18 protein-coding genes are annotated in these 21,859 nt (G+C 72.9%); 10 read left to right on the top strand and 8 right to left on the bottom strand.

The window, feature by feature from the left end:
- Positions 1-16: 16 nt before the first annotated feature.
- Positions 17-331 carry an SH3 domain-containing protein gene (locus tag ACWZEH_RS19365; protein WP_456192425.1) on the bottom strand — a complete coding sequence of 105 codons (315 nt, stop codon included), beginning with the start codon at positions 329-331 and terminating at the stop codon, positions 17-19.
- Positions 332-520: 189 nt separating this feature from the next.
- Between ACWZEH_RS19365 and ACWZEH_RS19360 the strand changes: the two genes are divergently transcribed.
- Positions 521-2,743, top strand: coding sequence for a serine/threonine-protein kinase (locus ACWZEH_RS19360; RefSeq protein WP_456192424.1), 2,223 nt, complete (start codon positions 521-523; stop codon positions 2,741-2,743).
- A gap of 105 nt (positions 2,744-2,848) precedes the next feature.
- On the opposite strand, the gene ilvD is transcribed toward ACWZEH_RS19360, so the two are convergent.
- The 4 genes from ilvD to ACWZEH_RS19340 all read right to left on the bottom strand — a co-directional run bounded on the left by ilvD (position 2,849) and on the right by ACWZEH_RS19340 (position 7,676).
- Entirely contained in the window at positions 2,849-4,702 is a 1,854-nt protein-coding gene (gene ilvD, locus ACWZEH_RS19355) for a dihydroxy-acid dehydratase (RefSeq protein ID WP_456192423.1), read from the bottom strand.
- A 170-nt stretch (positions 4,703-4,872) separates the two neighbouring features.
- Positions 4,873-5,523 carry a TetR/AcrR family transcriptional regulator gene (locus tag ACWZEH_RS19350; RefSeq protein ID WP_456192422.1) on the bottom strand — a complete coding sequence of 217 codons (651 nt, stop codon included), beginning with the start codon at positions 5,521-5,523 and terminating at the stop codon, positions 4,873-4,875.
- Positions 5,520-6,353, bottom strand: coding sequence for a sugar phosphate isomerase/epimerase family protein (locus ACWZEH_RS19345; RefSeq protein WP_456192421.1), 834 nt, complete (start codon positions 6,351-6,353; stop codon positions 5,520-5,522). Before ACWZEH_RS19345 ends, ACWZEH_RS19350 begins: the two co-directional genes overlap by 4 nt.
- Positions 6,354-6,743: 390 nt before the next feature.
- Positions 6,744-7,676 carry a Ppx/GppA family phosphatase gene (locus tag ACWZEH_RS19340; protein WP_456192420.1) on the bottom strand — a complete coding sequence of 311 codons (933 nt, stop codon included), beginning with the start codon at positions 7,674-7,676 and terminating at the stop codon, positions 6,744-6,746.
- A gap of 95 nt (positions 7,677-7,771) precedes the next feature.
- On the opposite strand from ACWZEH_RS19340, the gene ACWZEH_RS19335 reads away from it, so the two are divergent.
- Positions 7,772-8,626, top strand: a complete 855-nt coding sequence (locus ACWZEH_RS19335) for a DUF3109 family protein (RefSeq protein ID WP_456192419.1) — start codon at positions 7,772-7,774, stop codon at positions 8,624-8,626.
- A 224-nt stretch (positions 8,627-8,850) separates the two neighbouring features.
- Here ACWZEH_RS19335 and ACWZEH_RS19330 read toward each other — a convergent pair whose 3' ends face one another.
- Positions 8,851-10,743: a BACON domain-containing protein gene (locus ACWZEH_RS19330; RefSeq protein ID WP_456192418.1), complete on the bottom strand. Its 1,893-nt coding sequence runs from the start codon at positions 10,741-10,743 to the stop codon at positions 8,851-8,853.
- Positions 10,744-10,964: 221 nt separating this feature from the next.
- On the opposite strand from ACWZEH_RS19330, the gene radA reads away from it, so the two are divergent.
- A complete protein-coding gene (gene radA, locus ACWZEH_RS19325) occupies positions 10,965-12,374 on the top strand; it encodes a DNA repair protein RadA (RefSeq protein ID WP_456192417.1) in 1,410 nt (469 codons plus the stop codon).
- Positions 12,375-12,517: 143 nt separating this feature from the next.
- Positions 12,518-13,642, top strand: a complete 1,125-nt coding sequence (gene disA, locus ACWZEH_RS19320) for a DNA integrity scanning diadenylate cyclase DisA (protein ID WP_456192416.1) — start codon at positions 12,518-12,520, stop codon at positions 13,640-13,642.
- A 319-nt stretch (positions 13,643-13,961) separates the two neighbouring features.
- Here disA and ACWZEH_RS19315 read toward each other — a convergent pair whose 3' ends face one another.
- Positions 13,962-14,843 carry a hypothetical protein gene (locus ACWZEH_RS19315; protein ID WP_456192415.1) on the bottom strand — a complete coding sequence of 294 codons (882 nt, stop codon included), beginning with the start codon at positions 14,841-14,843 and terminating at the stop codon, positions 13,962-13,964.
- A gap of 339 nt (positions 14,844-15,182) precedes the next feature.
- Between ACWZEH_RS19315 and ACWZEH_RS19310 the strand changes: the two genes are divergently transcribed.
- From ACWZEH_RS19310 to cseC, 5 genes are all read left to right on the top strand, one after another.
- Positions 15,183-16,118, top strand: a complete 936-nt coding sequence (locus tag ACWZEH_RS19310) for an HhH-GPD family protein (protein ID WP_456192414.1) — start codon at positions 15,183-15,185, stop codon at positions 16,116-16,118.
- 320 nt (positions 16,119-16,438) lie between these two features.
- The gene (locus tag ACWZEH_RS19305; protein WP_456192413.1) at positions 16,439-16,978 is read left to right on the top strand and encodes a SigE family RNA polymerase sigma factor; all 540 of its coding nucleotides are present in this window, start codon (positions 16,439-16,441) and stop codon (positions 16,976-16,978) included.
- Entirely contained in the window at positions 16,966-17,649 is a 684-nt protein-coding gene (locus ACWZEH_RS19300) for a hypothetical protein (RefSeq protein ID WP_456192412.1), read from the top strand. Before ACWZEH_RS19305 ends, ACWZEH_RS19300 begins: the two co-directional genes overlap by 13 nt.
- Positions 17,650-17,881: 232 nt before the next feature.
- Positions 17,882-18,580 (top strand): two-component system response regulator CseB, encoded by a 699-nt coding sequence (gene cseB / locus ACWZEH_RS19295; RefSeq protein WP_456192411.1) that lies wholly within the window; start codon positions 17,882-17,884, stop codon positions 18,578-18,580.
- A complete protein-coding gene (gene cseC, locus ACWZEH_RS19290; protein WP_456192410.1) occupies positions 18,469-19,932 on the top strand; it encodes a two-component system sensor histidine kinase CseC in 1,464 nt (487 codons plus the stop codon). The genes cseB and cseC overlap by 112 nt, the downstream gene beginning before the upstream one ends.
- Positions 19,933-19,985: 53 nt before the next feature.
- On the opposite strand, the gene ACWZEH_RS19285 is transcribed toward cseC, so the two are convergent.
- The gene (locus tag ACWZEH_RS19285) at positions 19,986-20,699 is read right to left on the bottom strand and encodes a M23 family metallopeptidase (protein ID WP_456192409.1); all 714 of its coding nucleotides are present in this window, start codon (positions 20,697-20,699) and stop codon (positions 19,986-19,988) included.
- A 453-nt stretch (positions 20,700-21,152) separates the two neighbouring features.
- Here ACWZEH_RS19285 and ACWZEH_RS19280 point away from each other — a divergent pair, with 453 nt between their 5' ends.
- Entirely contained in the window at positions 21,153-21,806 is a 654-nt protein-coding gene (locus ACWZEH_RS19280) for an HAD family acid phosphatase (RefSeq protein WP_456192408.1), read from the top strand.
- The last annotated feature ends 53 nt before the right edge of the window (positions 21,807-21,859 follow it).

Genomic DNA, 21,859 nt, shown 5'->3' with positions numbered 1-21,859 from the left:
GCGGGATCAGGTGGGATCAGGTGCAGCGCGGGGCCACGTAACCGTCGCTGCCGGTCCTCACGTAGGCGTCCGAGACGTACTGACCGCTGTCGATGTTGCACCAGATGTTCGACGTGCCGTACGGGCCGGTGACGGTCGTGCCCGGACGCTGGCAGAAGATCGGCACCTGCGCGCCCACGGGCAGGGTGCGGACGACGGCGTGGTTCGTGCCCGGACCGCTGCGGACGTTGACCCGGTAGCCCGGCGCGACCGGGTAGTACTGCACGGCCGCCGCCGCGGCCGACTCGGCCGCTCCGGTGTTCTCTGCTTCTGCGACATGGTCGACTGCCATGGAAAAACTCCCCCGTTGTGCGTGTGCGCCCCATGCCTGTCATGGGGTCCCGTTGATACCCCGAGAACTCGCCACGCACACATGTACGTTGTTTGAACGCCGGTGCCGGCACGCCGCCTCGGTCCCGTACGTTTCATCGACTAGGGTCTGTGCGGCGCGCACGCGGACGAACAGCACGGGGGTGGTCCCATGGCGCCACAGCGGAACGTCGGAGCGGGTGCGGAAGCGGAACTTCCCGAGTACGCCGGTCACTACCGTCTCGAGTCCTGCCTCGGCTCCGGTGGAATGGGCGTGGTCCATCTGGCCCGGAGTACGTCCGGGCTGAAGCTCGCGGTGAAGGTCGTGCACGCCGAGTTCGCGCGGGACCGCGAGTTCAGGGGGCGTTTCCGCCAGGAGGTCGCGGCGGCCCGGCGGGTGAGCGGCGCCTTCACCGCGCCGGTGGTCGACGCCGACCCGGAGGCCGAGCGGCCCTGGATGGCCACGTTGTTCATCCCCGGCCCGACGCTCGCCCAGCATGTGAAGCGGAACGGGCCCATGCCCCCACCGCAGTTGCGCAGGCTGATGGCCGGACTCGCGGAGGGAGTGCGGGACATCCACCGGGTCGGGGTCGTTCACCGCGATCTCAAACCCAGCAACGTACTGCTCGCCGAGGACGGGCCGAAGATCATAGATTTCGGCATATCCCGGCCAAAGGACAGCGAACTGCGGACCGAGACCGGGAAGTTGATCGGCACCCCGCCCTTCATGGCGCCCGAGCAGTTCCGGAGCCCTCGTGAGGTGGGGCCCTCCGCCGACATCTTCGCGCTCGGTTCGCTCCTGGTGCACGCCGCCACCGGGCGCGGGCCGTTCGACTCCGACAGCCCGTACGTCGTCGCCTACCAGGTGGTGCACGACGAGCCCGATCTGACCGGCGTGCCGGACGGGCTCGCCCCGCTGGTGCTGCGCTGCCTGGCCAAGGAACCCGAGGACCGGCCCTCCCCCGACGCGTTGATGCGGGAACTGCGGTCCGTCTCGGCCTCGTACGACACCCAGGCCTTCATGAGCGCCCAGGCCTTCATACCGGCGCAGCGGACGGACTCGGGAGCGGACCCTGGAGCGGACCCGGCGGGCGCCGTGGCCGCCCGCCGGGAGGTGCCCGACGCGGAGGGCGGGGACGCGGCCGGGACCGGCCCCGCCGCCGCACCCGCCGCCGGGGCCGGCCGCCACGGCGGCCCGTCGGCGGCCCGGCGTTCCGCGCGGCCTCCCTTCAGCAAGCGGGCGCTGATCGGGGGCGGGGCGCTCGCCCTGGCCGTGTTCGGCACGCTCTTCTCCGTCCAGTTGCTCGGCGACGAGCCCTCGGTCCGGCGGGGAGCCGCCGGCCCACGGGCCACACCGGACGCGTTCCGGGCGTGGGAGGCGGCGCCGTCCGGCAGGCCGGGCAGCCCGCAGTGCTCGTACGGGGCCGACCGGCTGGTGTGTGTCCGGGCGGGGTCGGTGTTCGCCCTCGGCCCCGACGACGGCCGCCTGCTGTGGCGGCACGCCACCGCGCGGACGTCGGTGAGCGGGCCGCCGGTCGTGTCGGGCGGGCTCGTGCACCCCGCCCTGGAGCCGGGCAGCGGCCTGGAGGCACTCGACCCGGCCTCGGGGGAGCCCCGGTGGCGGCAGGACGCCGCCGAGTACAACGGCCTGACCGGGGCCGGGGACACGCTGCTGCTCACCGGCGCCGACGGAACGGTCACCGGCATGGACAGCGCCTCGGGCGACGTGCTGTGGACCGGGCGGGTGCCGGGGCACGACGCCCCGTACTTCCGCACGTTCGCGGGGGATCCGCTGGCCTACGTGGCGAGCACGTCGGACGACGGTTCCAGCACGCGGGTCACGGCGGTCGACCCGCGGTCCGGCGCGGTGCGCTGGGACGCCCGGCTGGAGGGGATGCTGACGCCGGTCGGCATCACGGGCGAGGCGGTCGTCCTCGCCTCCGAGGACCCGGTCCTCGGCGACACGCGGGCCCTGGTCCGCCACACACCGGGCAGCGGGGAGACGCGCCGGGTGACGCTGCCCGTACCGCTGGCGCAGGGGCACGGCACCGTGCACGGGGACGTCGCCTATCTGACGGGGACCGGCGGCAGGCTGGTGGCCGTCGACATGGCCGCGCTGCGGCAGCGGTGGAGCCTGGAGACGGGTGTCGCCCGCGGGTCCGCGCCGGTCGCGGACGGGCGGCACGTCTACTTCACGGCGCCGGACGGCCGGCTGCTCGCGGTGGACGCGCGCGAGGGACGGTTGGCCGGGCAGACAGCACCCCGGATGGGCGACCACCCCGACCGGGTGGCCGCCACCCTGCCACAACCGGTGATCGCCGACGGCCACGTCCACGCCACCGCCCCCGACGGCGCGGTCTTCGCCGTGGACGGCAGCGACCCGGTGGACTGGTAGGACCCGCGGAACACGGCAGGGCCCACGGAACACCATGGTTCCGTGGGCCCCTTGGGTCCCGTGGGCCCCGTAGGAGTCGCGGGCCTCGTAGGGGTCGCGGGCGGTTCAGCCCAGCTTCGACACGTCCCGCACCGCGCCCTTGTCGGCGCTGGTGGCCATCGCCGCGTACGCCTTCAGGGCCGCCGAGACCTTGCGCTCACGGTTCTTCGGGGCGTACGCACCGTCCAGTGCCCGCTCGCGGCGGGCCAGCTCGGCGTCGTCGACCAGCAGCTCGACCGAGCGGTTCGGGATGTCGATGCGGACCCGGTCGCCGTCCTCGACCAGGGCGATGACGCCGCCCGAGGCCGCCTCCGGGGAGGCGTGGCCGATGGAGAGGCCGGACGTGCCGCCGGAGAACCGGCCGTCGGTGATCAGGGCGCAGGCCTTTCCGAGACCGCGGCTCTTCAGGTACGACGTCGGGTAGAGCATCTCCTGCATGCCGGGGCCGCCCTTGGGGCCCTCGTAGCGGATGACGACGACGTCGCCCTCCTTGACCTGCTTGGTGAGGATCTTCTCGACGGCCTCCTCCTGCGACTCGCAGACGACCGCCGGCCCCTCGAAGGTCCAGATCGACTCGTCGACGCCGGCCGTCTTGACCACGCAGCCGTCCACGGCGAGGTTGCCGCGCAGCACGGCCAGGCCGCCGTCCTTGGAGTACGCGTGCTCGGCGGAGCGGATGCAGCCGCCCTCGGCGTCCTCGTCGAGGGTGTCCCAGCGCTCGGACTGGGAGAACGCCTCCGCGGAGCGGACGCAGCCGGGGGCGGCGTGCCACATCTCCACCGCATCCGGGGACGGGGAGCCGCCGCGGATGTCCCAGGTCTTCAGCCAGTCGGCCAGGGTGGGACTGTGGACGGAGTACACGTCCTCGTTCAGCAGGCCCGCGCGGTGCAGTTCGCCGAGCAGGGCGGGGATGCCGCCCGCGCGGTGCACGTCCTCCATGTAGTACGTACGGCTCTTGGCGACGTTCGGCGCGACCTTCGCCAGACAGGGGACGCGGCGCGAGAGGGCGTCGATCTCGGTCAGGCCGAAGGGCACCTCCGCCTCCTGGGCGGCGGCCAGCAGGTGCAGGATCGTGTTGGTGGAACCGCCCATGGCGATGTCCAGCGCCATCGCGTTCTCGAACGCGGCGACGGTCGCGACGCTGCGGGGCAGGACCGTGTCGTCGTCCTGCTCGTAGTAGCGGCGGGTGATGTCCATGACCGTGCGGGCGGCGTTCTCGTAGAGCGCCTTGCGGGCCGTGTGGGTGGCGAGGACCGAGCCGTTGCCCGGGAGGGACAGGCCGATGGCCTCGGTGAGGCAGTTCATCGAGTTGGCGGTGAACATGCCGGAACAGGAGCCGCAGGTCGGACAGGCGTTCTCCTCGATGCGCAGGACGTCGGCGTCGGAGATCTTGTCGTTGGCGGCGTCCACCATCGCGTCGATCAGGTCCAGCGTGCGGACCGTGCCGTCGACCAGCGTCGCCCGGCCGGCCTCCATCGGGCCGCCGGAGACGAAGACCGTCGGGATGTTCAGCCGCAGAGCGGCGTTGAGCATGCCCGGGGTGATCTTGTCGCAGTTGGAGATGCAGATCAGGGCGTCCGCGCAGTGGGCCTCGACCATGTACTCCACGCTGTCCGCGATCAGGTCGCGGGAGGGCAGGGAGTACAGCATGCCTCCGTGGCCCATCGCGATGCCGTCGTCGACGGCGATCGTGTTGAACTCGCGCGGGATGCCGCCGGCCGCCACGACCGCCTCGCTGACGATCCGGCCGACCGGCGCGAGGTGGGTGTGCCCGGGGACGAACTCCGTGAAGCTGTTGGCGACGGCGATGATCGGCTTCCTGCCGATGTCCGCACCCGGCACACCGGAGGCTCGCATCAGGGCGCGCGCGCCCGCCATGTTGCGGCCGTGGGTGACTGTGCGGGACCTCAGCTCGGGCATCGTCGCTCGCTCCTTCAGACCTTCTCGGGGTGCCGGGGTCAGAGGCTTCTGACTGTCGTCGAGCGTACGCCCGTCATCCAGTGGGCGGGACGGGGTGTCCGTAATACGGGATACGTATCTCAGTGCGGGAGTGGTGCGGGGACTGCGGTACGGGGGTGGGGCGCGGTGCGTCAGCGGCCGGTGAGATGGCCCTGGACCACCGGCGCCACCCGCCCGATGATCTGCTCGGGGTCGGCCGAGGCCAGCGGTTCGATCTTGATCACGTACCGGATCATCGCGATCCCGACCAGCTGGGCGGCGGCGAGCTCGGCGCGCAGCTCCGCGTCCGGCAGGTCGAGCTGTCCCGCGATACGGCGCAGCAGCTGGCCGGCGACCAGGCGACGGAAGACCCCGGCGGCGGTCTCGTTGTTCACGGCGGACCGGATGATCGCGAGCAGCGGGGCCCGGGTCACCGGGTTCTCCCACAGGCCGAGGATCATCCGGGTCATCCGCTCCCCGACCTCCTCCAACGGAGCGTCGAGAACCGCTTGGCGGCCCTTGAACACCGGAGCGAAGGCGACCTCGACGGCCGCCTCGAACACCTGCTCCTTGGTGCCGAAGTAGTGGTGCACGAGTGCGGAGTCGACCCCGGCCGACTTGGCGATGCCCCGCACGGACGTCCTGTCGTACCCGCGTTCGGAGAACTCCTCGCGGGCCGCGTCCAGGATGCGGTCGCGGGTGTCGGCCGACTCCGTGCGCGGGGGCCGGCCACGGCGCCGGGGTGCGATGCCGTTGCGGCCGGGGGACGCGTCCGGGCCTCCGGGCGCGCCGACGCCGGTCATCGGCGCGGCGTCCGCAGCGCCGGGGCCGCCGACGCCAGGTGCAGGCGGGTGAACGCCAGCGCCTCCGCCAGGTCGGCCTCGCGCTCGGCGCCGGACATGGCGCGGCGGGTGTTGACCTCGATGACGACATGGCCGTCGAAGCCGCCGTGGGCGAGGCGCTCCAGCACCTCGGCGCAGGGCTGGTCACCGCGGCCGGGCACGAGGTGCTCGTCCTTGGCCGAGCCCCGGCCGTCGGCGAGGTGGAGGTGACCGAGGCGGTCGCCCATGCGGTCGAGCATCCCGAGGGTGTCGGTGCGGGATGTCGAGGCGTGGCTGAGGTCCATCGTGAAGTGGCGGTAGTCGTCCTTGGTGACGTCCCAGTCGGGGGCGTAGGCGAGCATCTCGCGGTCGCGGTAGCGCCACGGGTACATGTTCTCCACGGCGAACCGCACATCCGTCTCGTCCGCCATCCGCCAGATTCCGTCGACGAAGTCACGGGCGTACTGGCGCTGCCAGCGGAACGGCGGATGGACGACGACCGTGGCTGCACCGAGCCTCTCGGCGGCGGAGCGGGCCCGCTGGAGCTTGGTCCAGGGGTCGGTGGACCACACGCGCTGCGTGATGAGCAGGCAGGGGGCGTGCACGGCGAGGACGGGGATGCGGTGGTAGTCGCTGAGCCGGCGCAGCGCCTCGATGTCCTGGCTGACCGGATCGGTCCACACCATGACCTCGACACCGTCGTACCCGAGGCGCGCGGCGATCTCGAAGGCCGTCGCCGTCGACTCCGGATAGACGGAGGCCGTCGACAGAGCGACCTTCGCATCCGGGATGCGCACCGCTGAATCTGCCACGAGGGACAGCGTACGGGGTGTGTTCGACGGGCGGGACGCGGGCGGTGGGCTTCGGCCGGGGTCCGTCCGGCGTGGCCGCGGCCGCGTGTCCGCAGGCCACGGGGCGCTTCGTCCGTTCGACGGACCTGTGGTCCGGGCGGCCGCCGTGTGATCGAGCCAACCGGACACCGTCGCACGGCCCGGTTCGCCGGCCACCGCACGGTGGGCGTTCACGGCGCCCCGGTACGCCGGCCTCCCGCGCGGGATGCCGCCGGGCCCTGTCGTCGTCTTCCCGTCGTCCGCCCACAGGGCGGACCTCGCGGCGTCATGTGGCCCCTGCTCGGGGAGCTCGGGGAGCGTGCACGGCGTCGGGAGGCAGTCGGGAGACAGGCGGGAACGTGACGGCAGGGCCTAGGCGGGCCCCATGTGGTCCAGGCGGCGCAGGATGACACCCTCGCGCAGTGCCCAGGGGCAGATCTCCACGGACTCCACCCTGAACAGGTCCATCGCGGCCTCCGCGACCAGTGCCCCGGCGACCAGCTGGCCCGCGCGCGCCTCGGAGACGCCCGGCAGCTCGGCGCGCTCGGCGGTGGTCATCGCGGACAGCCTCGACACCCACCCCTCCAGGGACTGGCGCTTCAGTTCGCGCGGGACGTACGGGCCCTCGGCGGAGCGGGCGGCTCCCGCGATGCGGGCGAGCTGCTTGAAGGTCTTGGAGGTGGCCACCACGTGGTCCGGCGGGCCGAGGCGGCTGAACTCGCCGACCGTACGGGCGATCTCCGTGCGGACGTGCCGGCGCAGCGCCCGGACGTCGTCCGGTGCCGGCGGGTCGCCGGGCAGCCGGGTGCCCGTGAGGCGGCCGGCGCCCAGCGGCAGCGACACCGCCGCGTCGGGCTCCTCGTCCATACCGAAGGCGATCTCCAGCGAGCCACCGCCGATGTCGATGACCAGCAGCTTTCCCGCCGACCAGCCGAACCAGCGGCGGGCGGCGAGAAAGGTCAGCCGGGCCTCCTCCGGACCGGTGAGGACCTGGAGTTCGACTCCGGTCTCCCCGCGTACGCGCTCCAGGACCTCGCCGGCGTTGCGGGCGTCGCGCACCGCCGAGGTCGCGAACGGCAGCAGTTCCTCGACGCCCTTGTCCTCGGCGGCCCGGAGCGCGTCGCGGACGACCCGGATCACCCGGTCCAGACCGCCGGGGCCGATCGCACCGTCGGCGTCCAGCAGCTGGGCGAGGCGCAGCTCCGCCTTGTGGGAGTGCGCGGGCAGCGGACACGCTCCGGGGTGCGCGTCCACCACCAGCAGATGCACCGTGTTCGAACCCACGTCGAGGACACCGAGTCTCATGTACGGAACGCTACTGCCCGTCGCGCGGCCTGAACCCCGTCCCGGGACACTCGGTCCGGTACAGGACCGTGATCCGGGCGACTTACCCTGGACGGGTGCCAAAGACGAAAAAGGCGAAGACCGAGAAGACGGACAAGAAGACCAAACAGGTTGACCAGGCCAAGACGGCCAAATCGGTCGACGGTCCGTCGGGGGTGCCGCCGAACGACGAGAAGGGCCTCGACTTCGCCCGGGCGTGGGTGGAGTTCCCCGATCCCGCGGACGAGGAGCAGGTGTTCCGCTGCGATCTGACCTGGCTGACCTCTCGCTGGAACTGTGTCTTCGGCAGCGGTTGCCAGGGCATCCAGGCGGGCCGTGCGGACGACGGATGCTGCACCCTGGGGGCGCATTTCTCGGACGAGGACGACGAGAAGCGGGTCGCGGGTCATGTGGCGAGGCTGACGCCGGACATCTGGCAGCACCACGACGAGGGCATCCGGGGCGGCTGGGTCTCCGAGGACGAGGACGGAGACCGCCAGACGCGTCCCTTCGAGGGCTCGTGCATCTTCCAGAACCGGCCGGGCTTCGCCGGCGGCATGGGCTGTTCGCTGCACATCCTCGCCGTACGGGAGGGCCGCGAGCCGCTGGAGACCAAGCCGGACGTGTGCTGGCAGCTGCCGGTCCGGCGGACCTACGACTGGATCGACCGGCCCGACGACACGCGCGTACTGCAGGTGTCGATCGGTGAGTACGACCGCCGGGGCTGGGGTCCGGGCGGCCACGACCTGCACTGGTGGTGCACGTCGGCGACCTCGGCGCACGGCGCGGGCGACCCCGTGTACGTGTCCTACCGGGCGGAGCTGACCGAGCTGATGGGCAAGGCCGGCTACGACCGGCTGGCCGAGCTGTGCGAGGAGCGGCTGGCCTCGCAGCTCCCGCTGCTGGCACCGCATCCGGCGGATCCCGCCTGACCCGTCCGCCGACGCGCGGGACACGGGCTACCGGTCACGGGGCCTGAGGGGTCCTTGCACTATGAGCGCCCGATGAGGTCGCGTGGTCCGGTGCTGTGCCTCGCAAGGCGCCGGAGAGCCCTTGTAGCGGAGCTACCAGGGCTTTTCGGCAACGCGGCGAGGTGCGGTGCCGGGCCGCGCGACCCGGGCGGGCATAGTGCAAGGCCCCCTGAAAGCCACGCCGGTCACCACGCGGACGGACTCGGGTCGTCGTCGCCGCCCCTGTCACCACTGGCGTCGTCGTCCTCGTCGTCGTCCTCGGTGGGCGGTGGTGTCGTGTCCGCCGGGCGGGCGAGGGCGGCCAGGCCTCCGGGCGGCGGTTCCGCGGGCACCGGGCCGGGCGACGGGGGCGGATCGCTCGGGGCGGGCTCCGGCCGGGGCGGTGGCGTGGGTGCCGGGGACGGGGACGACGGCGGGGGGCCGGCCGGGTCGCCGGGGCTCGGGGGCGGGCTGCCCGGGGGAGCGGGGTGCGCCGTTCCCGGACTTCCCGTGCTGCCGGGACGGCCGGGGCCTTCGGAGTGACCGGGGAGCGGGGCGTCCGGGAAGGACGGGCCGGGTGCGTCGCCATGACCGTGGCCGTCGATGGCCACCACGGCACCGGCGGGCGAGACCGCCACCCGTGCGCTCCAGCGGCCGGACGGCTCGCGCAACCGGTCGACGTGCACCCTGACCGTCAGCGACTGCCCCGCCCGGAGCGTTCCCGACGACTGGCTCAGGTAGAGCCAGGGCGCCCCCGTCGACGCGGACCAGCGGACCGGCGCGGCGCCCCGCGCGGCGAGCGTGATCAGTGTGGTGTCGCCACTGTGCCCGGCGGTGACGCCCAGCACGGAGGCTCCCCCGTGACCGGCGCCGGCGACCCCGACGACCTCCACGGACACGTCCGCCCTGTCGCTCTCGCCGTTCCTGCCGCTCTCGCCGTCCCTGCCGAAGGGGCCCTCGGGCCGCGTGCCGGCGTTGCCGGTGTTCTCGTAGCCGCCCGGGCCGTCGAGGCCGACGGTCGAGTCGTCCTGCCGCGCGGAGGCCGACCGGCCGTCCCGGCCCTCGCCGGCGGGGGTGCCCCGGTAGGCGGCGTACAGCGCGAGCACGGGCGCGGCGACGACGGTGGCGACGACGGTCGTCGTGACCGCACGCGCGCGCAGCCGGTCCCGGCGGGCGACGCGGTCCTTGGGGTCCATCGGGAAGCCGCGCCGGTCGAAGCGGGGCGCGCCGCGCCGCGCGCGCGGATGGTGTGCGAGAGCGGTGCGCAGGGCCGCTTCGGGGGCCGGAAGGACGGGCAGGACGTCGGGGGTGACGCAGTTGCCGGGCCAGCGGCCGGGAATGGCGCGGCCCGCGGTGCGGCGGCAGTGCGGGCAGTCGTCGACGTGCCGGACGAGTTCGCGGCGCAGTGCGCTGCTGAGGACGAGCCGGTCGTCGCCGGTGAGATGCGCCACACCCCGGCAGGCGCCGGTCTCGACGACGGCGAGTGCCGCGCGGGTGCGCTCGACCTCGCAGGCGGCGGAGGCGAGGAGTTCGCGGGCGGTGTCCGGCTGCATGCCGAGCACGGCGGCGACCTCGTGGGCTCCGAGACGGTGCCGGACGGCGAGTTCGAGCGCCTCGCGCTGCTCCGGCGTGGTGCCCGCCGCCTCCGGCCAGGCGAGCAGGGCCAGTTCACGGCGGCGCTGCTCCCGCACCTCCTCGGAGACGGCGGGGCCGGCGGGGGCGGCGGTCCGCGCCGGCCCCTGCCGGCCGGTCCGGCCCGCCGCGGGGGTGACCTGACGTTTCTGCCGGGCCTCGGCCAGCTTGCGCAGGCAGGCCCAGCGGGCCAGTGCGTACAGCCACGCCCTGCGGTCCCCGGGCGCCTCCGGGACGTGCCGGCCGCGGCGCTCCGCGAGCGTGAGGACGTCGGCCAGGGCCGCGGTCGCCGCGTCGTGGTCGCACAGCACCGACAGGCAGTAGGTGAACAGGCCGTCCAGATACGGTTCGTGGCAGGTGGACGGCCGGTGTGCCAGCGCGCGCGCCGCCCCGCGGTCGCGCACCTCGCGGTGCGCCCGGTGTGCGCCGGTCGTGCGGGTCGGGATCTCCGGGCCACTGGTCGTCATTCGGCGACCGTAGGCGGCCGGGGGCGGCCTCTTCCGGAGCCCTGCGCACTTTTAATCCGTACGGGTGAAACGATCCCTCAATCGGGGACGGGAACCCCTCGTTCCACGGGCGGGGCGGGGGGATCGGCCCGGTCCCGGGGCCGGCGACCGGGCCGGTGGCCGGGCCGGTGGCCGGGCTCCGGGGCGCCGGGCTGTCAGTGCGGGGCGCTACGGTTTCGACCATGGCTGCCCGTTCCAAGACCACCAAGGACCGACCGTCCTACCGCTGCACCGAGTGCGGCTGGCAGACCGCGAAGTGGCTCGGCCGCTGCCCCGAGTGCCAGGCCTGGGGGACGGTCGAGGAGTACGGCGTGTCCGCGGTCCGTACGACGGCGCCGGGGCGGGTCACCACCTCCGCCGTGCCCATCGGCCAGGTCGACGGCCGGCAGGCCACGGCCCGTTCCACCGGCGTTCCCGAGCTGGACCGGGTGCTCGGCGGCGGGCTGGTCCCCGGCGCGGTGGTGCTCGTCGCGGGCGAGCCGGGTGTCGGCAAGTCCACGCTCCTGCTGGACGTCGCGGCCAAGTCGGCGAGCGACGAACACCGCACGCTCTACGTCACGGGCGAGGAGTCGGCGAGCCAGGTCCGGCTGCGCGCCGACCGGATCCACGCCATCGACGACCACCTGTATCTCGCCGCAGAGACGGATCTGTCCGCCGTCCTCGGCCATCTGGACGCGGTGAAGCCGTCCCTGCTGATCCTCGACTCGGTGCAGACGGTCGCCTCCCCGGAACTCGACGGCGCGCCGGGCGGCACGGCCCAGGTGCGCGAGGTGGCGGGCGCGCTGATCCGCGCCTCGAAGGAGCGCGGGATGTCCACGCTGCTGGTGGGCCATGTCACCAAGGACGGCGCGATCGCGGGCCCGCGCCTGCTGGAGCACCTGGTGGACGTCGTCCTGAGCTTCGAGGGCGACCGGCACGCGCGTCTGCGTCTGGTCCGGGGTGTCAAGAACCGCTACGGCACCACCGACGAGGTCGGCTGCTTCGAACTGCACGACGAGGGCATCACGGGCCTGGCCGACCCCAGCGGGCTGTTCCTGACCCGCCGCGCGGAGCCGGTGCCGGGCACCTGTCTGACGGTGACGCTGGAGGGCCGCCGCCCGCTGGTCGCCGAAGTGCAGGCGCTCACCGTCGACTCGCAGATCCCCTCCCCCCGCCGCACCACGTCGGGGCTGGAGACCTCGCGCGTCTCGATGATGCTCGCCGTGCTGGAACAGCGCGGGCGCATCAGCGCCCTGGGCAAGCGGGACATCTACTCCGCGACGGTCGGCGGGGTGCGGCTCTCCGAGCCGGCGGCGGATCTGGCGATCGCGCTCGCCCTGGCGTCGGCGGCGAGCGACACCCCGTTGCCCAAGAACCTGGTCGCGATCGGCGAGGTCGGCCTCGCGGGCGAGGTCAGACGGGTGACGGGGGTGCAGCGCAGGCTCTCCGAAGCGCACCGCCTGGGCTTCACGCACGCGCTCGTGCCGGGCGATCCGGGCAAAATCCCGTCAGGGATGAAGGTTCTGGAAGTCGCGGACATAGGGGACGCCCTGCGCGTCCTTCCGCGGTCGCGTCGCCGGGACGCCCCACGGGACGAGGAGGACCGCCGGTAGACTTTGCCCTGGTCTCGCCCGTCCGTACGAACCGAGTGCGTTAGGGTCCCCTGTTCGGATCAGACCGGACAGGGAGCGGGGCATGATCCGAACGGGAGACCCTGAGCGGGGGCGCCCCCCGACACCGCGACCGGAGGAGTGCAGTGGCAGCCAACGACCGGGCAGCAGCTCCCGGAAAGTCCGGCGGGAGTACCGGCTCCGATCGCCTGATGCGCGCCTCGCTGAGCGCCGTGGCACCCGGTACCGCCCTGCGTGACGGCCTGGAGCGCGTCCTGAGGGGCAACACCGGCGGTCTCATCGTGCTCGGTTCCGACAAGATCGTCGAGACACTGTGCAGCGGCGGTTTCGTCCTGGACGTCGAGTTCACCGCGACCCGGCTGCGCGAGCTGTGCAAGCTCGACGGCGGCATAGTCCTGTCGTCCGACCTGTCGAAGATCCTGCGGGCGGGCGTCCAGCTGGTGCCGGACCCGACGATCCCGACCGAGGAGACGGGCACGCGGCACCGCACCGCCGACCGGGTCTCCAGGCAGGTCGGTTTTCCGGTCGTCTCGGTCTCCCAGTCGATGCGCCTGATCGCCCTCTACGTCGACGGCCACCGCCGCGTCCTGGAGGACTCGGCGGCGATCCTGTCCCGCGCCAACCAGGCACTCGCGACGCTGGAGCGCTACAAGCTCCGCCTCGACGAGGTCGCCGGCACGCTGTCGGCGCTGGAGATCGAGGACCTGGTGACCGTGCGGGACGTCTCGGCGGTCGCGCAGCGGCTGGAGATGGTGCGCCGCATCGCCACCGAGATCGCCGAATACGTGGTCGAACTGGGCACCGACGGCCGTCTCCTCGCCCTTCAGCTGGACGAGTTGATCGCGGGTGTGGAGCCGGAGCGCGAGCTGGTCGTGCGGGACTACGTGCCCGAGCCCACCGCCAAGCGCTCCCGCACGGTCGACCAGGCCCTGCACGACCTGAACGGTCTCCCCCAGGCGGAACTGCTGGACCTGCCCACGGTGGCCCGGGCGCTGGGCTACACCGGCTCCCCCGAGACCCTGGACTCGGCCGTGTCCCCGCGGGGCTTCCGGCTCCTCGCCAAGGTGCCGAGGCTGCCCGGCGCGATCATCGACCGCCTGGTGGAGCACTTCGGCGGCCTGCAGAAGCTGCTGGCAGCCAGCGTGGACGACCTCCAGGCGGTGGACGGCGTCGGCGAGGCCCGCGCCCGCAGCGTCCGGGAGGGCCTGTCGCGGCTGGCGGAGAGCTCGATCCTGGAGCGGTACGTCTGAGGTCAGTCCGACCGGTGTCGCCGTCCGCCCGAAGGGCGCGCAGCCCGCGGCGTCCGGCGCCGTGCGAGCGCAGGACGCCGCAGCGCCCTCGGCGGAGTCCTTCCCCGGGCGGAGCCGGCGGTGAGGGAGGATCCACCGCGTTTCGGCGACGCGGCCGGGCCCCCGCTCGCAGAGCCCGGGAGAGCGGGCGCCAGGCGTCACGGGCCGGGCGGGGAGCGTCCGACAGGCCCCGCGGGGCTGCGGCAGACCCTCCGGCCCACCCCGGCCCGCCCCGGCGGGTCGTGCCGGACCGGCCCCGCGGCTGCGGCTCGGGTGGGTGTCAGGCGCTCTTCAGCACGAAGGACGTCTGCACCTTGGCGAATCCCGGTGTCTTCGCCTCGACCAGGTACGTGCCCGCCTTGGCCGACCCGGCCGGCGGCGTCGCGCACTGCGGGGCACTCGGCTTGCGGTCCCACTTCACGGTGTACGTGATGCTGTCGTCCGCGGGCACCCGGAACACCAGGCTCCCCGCACCCCTGGGGCAGTCGTCCGACGCCCAGTACGTGTCGTCGGCGGTCGCCGGGGTGACCGTCAGCACCGTGCCCTCCGGGCCGAGGTCCACCTTGCAGTCGCTGCCGGAGATGTTCCGCGCGGTCAGCCGGAAGGTGGGCGTCCCGTCGGGCTCGTAGGAGTTCCGGACGCTGCTCAGGCTGAACTTGACCGCGGTCGCGGTGCATTTGGGGAGTCCGGAACCGGCCGGCAGCGCGTCACCCGCGCCGACCCCCGCCGTACCGCCCCCGGAGCCGCCGCCGGCGCTGCCCCCGCCGTCGCCGTCGCCGTCGCCCGAACCACCGCCCGAACCACCGCCGCCCGAACCACCGCCGTCCGGCCCGCCGGAGTCACCGGGGTCGCCGTTCGCCCCGTCGTCCCCCGCACCGGTGCCGGACGAGGAGCCGCCCGAGTCCTCGTCACCGGACTCGTCACGGCCGCCCGGCGCCTGACTGATCGCCGGCCCCGAACTCGACGGTCCCGGAGTGATGGTGGAGGGCGTGGGATTCTTGCCGTTGGCCCCGTTGTCGTGCCCGCCGCCGTCCCCGCCGCCGGAGACGACGACCCAGGTGACCAGCAACGCCAACACGCCCAGCAAGGACAGCAGTACGGCCCTCCTTCGCCAGTAGATGGAGGAGGGAAGCGGCCCGACCGGATTGCGCAGAGATCCCACGGCGCAAACTGTACGAGAAATCCCGGCCTTCGCTGGTCCCACCCGCCGCCGAGAGGTCAACTTTTCCGGATCATCATCCCGGAAACCGCCGCTCTTTTCCGCTCTTCGTCAGGCGCGCCACGCGATGGTCGCGGAGTGTGATCATAAGATCGCCCCCCTTACGGTCCGTGACCGGGGAGTCCGGAGGTCGTCCCGGCCACCGGGAGCTCCGCACTCCGGCGCCCCCGCGTTCGCGATCGCGTCCCTTGCAGCTCTGGCCATGGATCGGACCGCCACGGCGGCGCGACGGGGTGGCGATGTCGCCGTTCGTGCCGGTGGTCGTGGCAGGATCGAGAGGCCATGACTGCTCTCACGAAGCCCCAGCCCGACGGCACTGCCGACCACGTGTCCGAGCGCGCTCCCGGAGCGCCGCTCCACTCCCCCGTCATCGACTGGTTCGACGAGCACGCCCGGGACCTGCCGTGGCGGCGCCCGGAGGCCGGCGCGTGGGGGGTGATGGTCAGCGAGTTCATGCTCCAGCAGACCCCGGTGAACCGGGTCCTGCCCGTCTACGAGCAGTGGCTGGCCCGCTGGCCGCGCCCCGCCGACCTCGCCGCCGAGGCGCCCGGCGAGGCCGTCCGCGCCTGGGGCCGGCTCGGTTACCCGCGCCGTGCGCTGCGGCTGCACGGCGCCGCGGCCGCCATAACGGAACGGCACGGTGGCGACGTACCCGCCGACCACGCGCAGCTCCTGGCGCTGCCCGGCATCGGCGAGTACACGGCCGCCGCCGTGGCGTCGTTCGCGTACGGGCAGCGGCACGCCGTGCTGGACACCAACGTGCGCCGGGTCTTCGCCCGTGCGGTGACCGGTGTCCAGTACCCGCCGAACGCCACCACGGCCGCCGAACGCCGGCTCGCCCGTGCGCTGCTGCCCGAGGACGAGTCGACCGCCGCACGGTGGGCCGCCGCCTCCATGGAGCTGGGGGCGCTGGTGTGCACGGCGAAGAACGAGTCGTGCCATCGCTGCCCCATCGCCGAGCAGTGCGCCTGGCGGCTCGCGGACAAGCCGGCACACGACGGCCCGCCACGCCGGGGGCAGACGTACGCGGGCACGGACCGTCAGGTCCGCGGCCGACTGCTGGCCGTGCTCCGGGAGGCGCACGGTCCCGTACCGCAGGCGGCCCTGGACCGGGTGTGGCAGGAGCCGGTGCAGCGTGCCCGCGCGCTGGACGGCCTGGTCGCCGACGGTCTGGTCGAACCACTGCCCGGCGGGCTCTACCGGCTGCCGTCGACCTGACCGCCACCGGCCCGACTCCCGCCCGGCTGTTCCGCGTTCCCTCCCGGGCGGCACACATCGACCCATAAGGCGCCCAAATCCCCCACCGTCTTACCTCGCTCCTACTTCCGTTACACAACCGACGGACAGCCGAGGGCAGGCCGCAGGCTGCTCCGCACAGTGCCGTGACAACGCCTCCGTACCTTCGTTCCCATGCCCCGCACGCCACACGCGACGCGGAACGCAGCGCACACAGCGCGCCGGGGCGCGACCACCACGGATCACGGCAGTGGACCGGGCCGCACGGGCGGGCCGGTACGGGGAACGGAAGGCGGTTCACCATGGCGCAGGGCGAGGTGCTCGGGTTCGAGGAGTACGTCCGCACCCGGCAGGACGCGCTGCTGCGCAGCGCCCGCCGTCTGGTGCCGGACCCCGTCGACGCGCAGGACCTGCTGCAGACCGCGCTGGCCCGGACGTACGGCCGCTGGGACGGGATCGCCGACAAGCGGCTGGCCGACGCCTACCTGCGCCGCGTCATGATCAACACCCGGACCGAGTGGTGGCGCGCCCGCAAGCTGGAGGAGGTGCCCACCGAGCAGCTCCCGGACGCCCGCGTGGACGACGCCACCGAGCAGCACGCCGACCGCGCCCTCCTGATGGACGTACTGAAGGTGCTCGCCCCGAAGCAGCGCAGCGTGGTGGTGCTGCGACACTGGGAGCAGATGTCCACGGAGGAGACGGCCGCCGCACTCGGCATGTCGGCCGGAACGGTCAAGAGCACGCTGCACCGGGCGCTCGCCCGGCTCCGCGAGGAGCTGGAAACCCGCGAGCTGGACGCACGCGCGCTGGAGCGTGAGGAGCGGGAGCGTTGCGCGGCCTGACCGGCGCGGGACCCACGGGGGTCCGGAGAACCACCCAGGCGGCGACCACGGCGACGTCCGTGCTCGCCGCCCTCGTCCTTTTCGTCACCGCCTGCGGTACGGGCGGCACCGGTGCCCGTGACGAGGGTCCCGCGCACGCGGACTCGGCGGTCAGCCCGCTGCCCACCTCCTCGTCCTCCTCCCTGCCCACACCCTCACGGGCGGAGGCCGCGACCGGGGCCGGGGGCCGGGTGGACGCGGTGCGGCTGATCAAGGGGGACCCGGCCGTCTCGGCGGCGGTCAAGCGGGAGCTGGAGCCGTGCGTGGGCGACGAGTACCCCGTCGACGTGAGCTACGGCAACCTCACCGGGGGGACCGCGAACGACGTCGTCGTCAACGTCCTGACCTGCGGAGACGCGGTGGGCGTCGGTTCGTACGTGTACCGCGACCAAGGCGGTGCGTACGTGAACGTGTTCCAGACCGAGGAGCCCCCCGTGTACGCGGAGATCGACCGCGGGGACCTGGTGGTGACGATGCAGGTGTACGACCGGGGCGACCCGGTGTCGAGTCCGTCCGGCGAGAACGTGATCACCTACCGCTGGGCCGCGGGCCGGTTCGCCGAGGAGTTCCGCACCCACAACGACTACGGCAAGGTGTCCGGCGCTGAGCCGACAGCGATGCCGGGCAGCTGAGATCCGGGGGCCGGGGCCGGCCGGGACCGGCCCCGGACCACAGGTGAGGGCGTGCGGCGTGAACCGGCGGGCCGCGCGGTCCGATGAAGGGGATGAACCCTCCGCGCGGTCCCCGCGTCCGTCCGGTGGGCGGGGTGAAACCCTCGCACCGGTCCGACACCGCACGGGCACCGAGCACTGAGCACTGAGCACCGAGACCTGAGCACGAGAACTGAGAGCTGGGATCACCGGGATGGCAGACCAGACCCACGTCCTGTTCGTCGAGGACGACGACGTCATCCGTGAGGCCACCCAACTCGCGCTGGAGCGGGACGGCTTCGCGGTCACAGCAATGCCCGACGGGCTGTCGGGCCTGGAGGCGTTCCGCGCCGACCGGCCGGACATCGCACTGCTCGACGTCATGGTGCCCGGCCTCGACGGCGTCAGCCTGTGCCGGAGCATCCGCGACGAGTCGATGGTGCCGGTGATCATGCTGTCGGCGCGGGCGGACGCCATCGACGTGGTCCTGGGCCTGGAGGCGGGCGCCGACGACTACGTGACCAAGCCGTTCGACGGTGCCGTCCTGGTCGCCCGTATCCGGGCGGTGCTGCGCCGGTTCGACCGGGCGAACGGCAGCCGGGAGGAAGCGGAGGCCGGGGCCCTCGCCGGCCCTCTGGCCTTCGGTGAACTGGAGATCGACACCGTGGGCATGGAGGTGCGTCGGGCCGGGACCCCGGTGGCGCTGACTCCGACCGAGATGCGGTTGCTGCTGGAGTTCTCCTCGGCGCCGGGCACCGTCCTCTCCCGCGACCGGCTGCTCGAACGCGTGTGGGAGTACGGGTGGGGCGGCGACACCCGCGTCGTCGACGTCCATGTGCAGCGGCTGCGCGGGAAGATCGGCCAGGACCGCATCGAGACGGTCCGCGGCTTCGGCTACAAACTGAAGGCCTGAGCACGGACATGCGGCGACACGTCGGACGGCTGGTGGGTGCGGGACTCGAGCGGGCGGGCGTCCTCACCGGGCTGAGATGGAAGCTCAGTGCCGCCATCGCCCTGGTCGGCGCGCTGGTGGCGGTCGCGCTGAGCCTGGTCGTGCACAACGCGGCCCGGGTGTCGATGCTGGACAACGCGCGCGATCTCGCCGACGAGCGCATCATGATCGCCCAACGCAACTACGAGCTGTCCGGGCGGCTGAACTTCCCCAACACCAAGGTCGACGACCCCGAACTGCCGCCGGAGCTGCGGGCGAAGGTGGAGGAGGGCCGGCGGGCCACCTACGTGGCCGACCGGCCGGGCGGGGCGCCGGACATCTGGGCGGCCGTACCGCTGAAGAACGGCCATGTCATGTCCCTGCACTCAGGCTTCACGGACCGCAGCTCGGACATCCTCAAGGACCTCGACCAGGCCCTGGTGATCGGTTCCATCGCGGTCGTCCTGGGCGGCAGCGCGCTCGGGGTGCTGATCGGCGGGCACCTGTCACGCCGGCTGCGCAAGGCGGCGAGCGCCGCCAACCGGGTCGCCAAGGGGGAGACGGAGGTCCGGGTGCGCGAGGCCATCGGCGGGGTCGTCCGGGACGAGACCGACGACCTGGCCAGCGCGGTGGACGCGATGGCGGACGCGCTGCGTCAGCGGCTGGAGGCCGAGCGCCGGGTCACCGCCGACATCGCGCACGAACTGCGCACCCCGGTCACCGGTCTGCTGACCGCCGCCGAACTCCTGCCGCCCGGCCGGCCGACCGAGCTGGTGCTGGACCGGGCGAAGGCCATGCGCACCCTGGTCGAGGACGTCCTGGAGGTGGCCCGGCTGGACGGCGCGTCCGAGCGGGCCGAGCTGCAGGACATCCTGCTGGGCGAGTTCGTCACCCGGCGGGTCGCGGCGAAGGACCCGGGCGTCACGGTGCGCGTGGTGCGCGAGTCGGAGGTCACCACCGACCCGCGGCGTCTGGAGCGGGTGCTGTTCAACCTGCTGGCCAATGCCGCCCGGCACGGCAGGCCGCCCATCGAGGTCTCCGTCGAGGGGCGGGTCGTCCGGGTCCGCGACCATGGGCCCGGCTTTCCCGCGGAGCTGCTTGCCGAGGGACCGAGCCGGTTCCGCACCGGCAGTACGGACCGGGCCGGGCGCGGTCACGGTCTGGGCCTGACCATCGCGGCCGGGCAGGCCCGGGTTCTGGGCGCACGGCTGACCTTCCGCAACGTGCGGCCGGCCGGCGCGTCCGAGGACGCGCGGGCCGAGGGGGCGGTCGCCGTGCTGTGGCTGCCGGAACACGCGCCTACGAACACCGGGAGTTATCCGGTACTGCCGTAGGGCGTCCGGCCGGGGCGACCCGGGGCCGGGACCCGGTTTTTGGACCGGAGCCCTCAGAACTGCACGCCCTTGCCGCGCAGGAACTTGACCGGGTCGATCGCGGAGCCGTAGTTCGGGCTGGTCCGGATCTCGAAGTGCAGGTGGGGGCCGCTGGAGTTGCCGGTGTTGCCGGACGCGGCGATCTTCTGGCCGGTCTTGACGACCTGACCGGGCTGCACGTTCACCTCGGAGAGGTGGGCGTACTGGGAGTACGTGCCGTTGCCGTGGTTGATGACCACGGCGTTGCCGTAGGCCGGGCCGTCGCCGGCGCCGTTGCCGCCCGCCTTGGCGACCGTGCCGCCGTGCGCGGCCACGACCTTGGTGCCGTTCGGGACCGCGTAGTCCTGCCCGCTGTGGGCGGACTGCCACATGCCGCCGGCCTGGGCGTAGCTCGCGGAGATCTTGTAATTCTTCACCGGGTCGACCCAGGACGCCTTCTTCTTGGCGGGCTGAGCCGGCTTCTCGGCCTTCTGGGCCTTCTTCGCCTCGGCGGGCTTCTTGTTCTCGGCGGCCTCGGACTTCGCGGCCTCGGACTTCGCGGCCTCGGCCTGGGCGTCCGCCTGGGCCTGCACGGCCTTGGCGGTCTCGCTGCCTGCGGCCGTGGTGTCGGCGGCGGCCGCGATCCCGGCTCCCACGACGGCCGTGACTCCCATGCCGGCGGCCATGACGGCCGCACGGGTGCGGAGGTGGGACGTGAGGAAGGAACGGGGCGTGACGCGCTGGGACATCTGAACCTCATGAGGAAGGGAGCAAAGGAAAGCCACCGGACGAACAGGTCCGTTCCGAAGTGGCCATCCCTTGGTAACCCCTCCGCCCACAAAGGCACAAAAAGGGGTATCTACGACAGACCTTCGTACTTCCTCAGTGAGATGGACGTCTCTTGACACCCCGCCCGTACCGGACGAAAGCCCCATTTGAGGCTGATCAATCAGAGCTTTACGTTAAATGTCCGTTTTGCGTTTTAGCGTTTCCCCACTATTCCGGCTAGTACCGGACGAAACGCCTGTGGAGCATGTCACCGGGGGCGGGGTTCGGACATTCCATAAATGTGGCGTGCACCTCTCTGGCCACCTACCGCGCGGTAACCCTACGGTTCACCTCGCGTCACCCTCCACGACGAACATGCACACGACACATCGACCCATCGGCAGCGTTACGAGCCCGAGAGGACCCCCCACCACATGAGAAGCCGACGCCCCTGGCTGCGCCGCGCATCGGTCACCGCCGTCTCCACCGCGGCCCTGGTGGCCCTGGCCGTCCCCGCCCAGGCGGCGACCGCCACCGGCACCTCCGCAACGGCCGCCCCGGCGGCCTCCGTGACAGCCACGGCAGCCGCCGCAGACGTCGACTACGACACCTGGCAGCGTGACTGCCAGGCGGTCATGGACCAGGCCCTGCCGCAACTGCAGCAGCGGATCGCGAACCCGCGGCCGGGCGAGAAGCAGGCGATCGTCCTCGACATCGACAACACCGCACTGGAGTCCGACTTCGGCTTCAGCTTCCCGGCACCGGCCAACGAGCCGGTCCTGGAGGTCGCGCAGTACGCCCAGGAGCGCGGGGTGGCGGTGTTCTTCGTGACCGCCCGGCCGGGCATCATCGGGGCCTTCACCGAGTACAACCTCGACCACGCCGGATACGAGTCCGCCGGGCTGTACGTCCGCAGCCTCACCGACCTGTTCCGGAACGTGGCCGCGTACAAGACGGCCAAGCGCGTCGCCATCGAGTCGAAGGGCTACACGATCATCGCCAACATCGGCAACAACGACACCGACCTGTCGGGCGGCCACGCCGAAAGGACCTACAAGCTGCCGGACTACGACGGCCGGCTCTCGTAACCCCGGACACGGCATGCGAAAGGGGCCGGTGCCCCTCCCGGGCACCGGCCCCT

The organism is Streptomyces yamdrokensis, from assembly GCF_053890455.1.
Note: the sequence above shows the minus strand (reverse complement) of the source record. Positions and strands in the feature narration are given on the sequence as shown.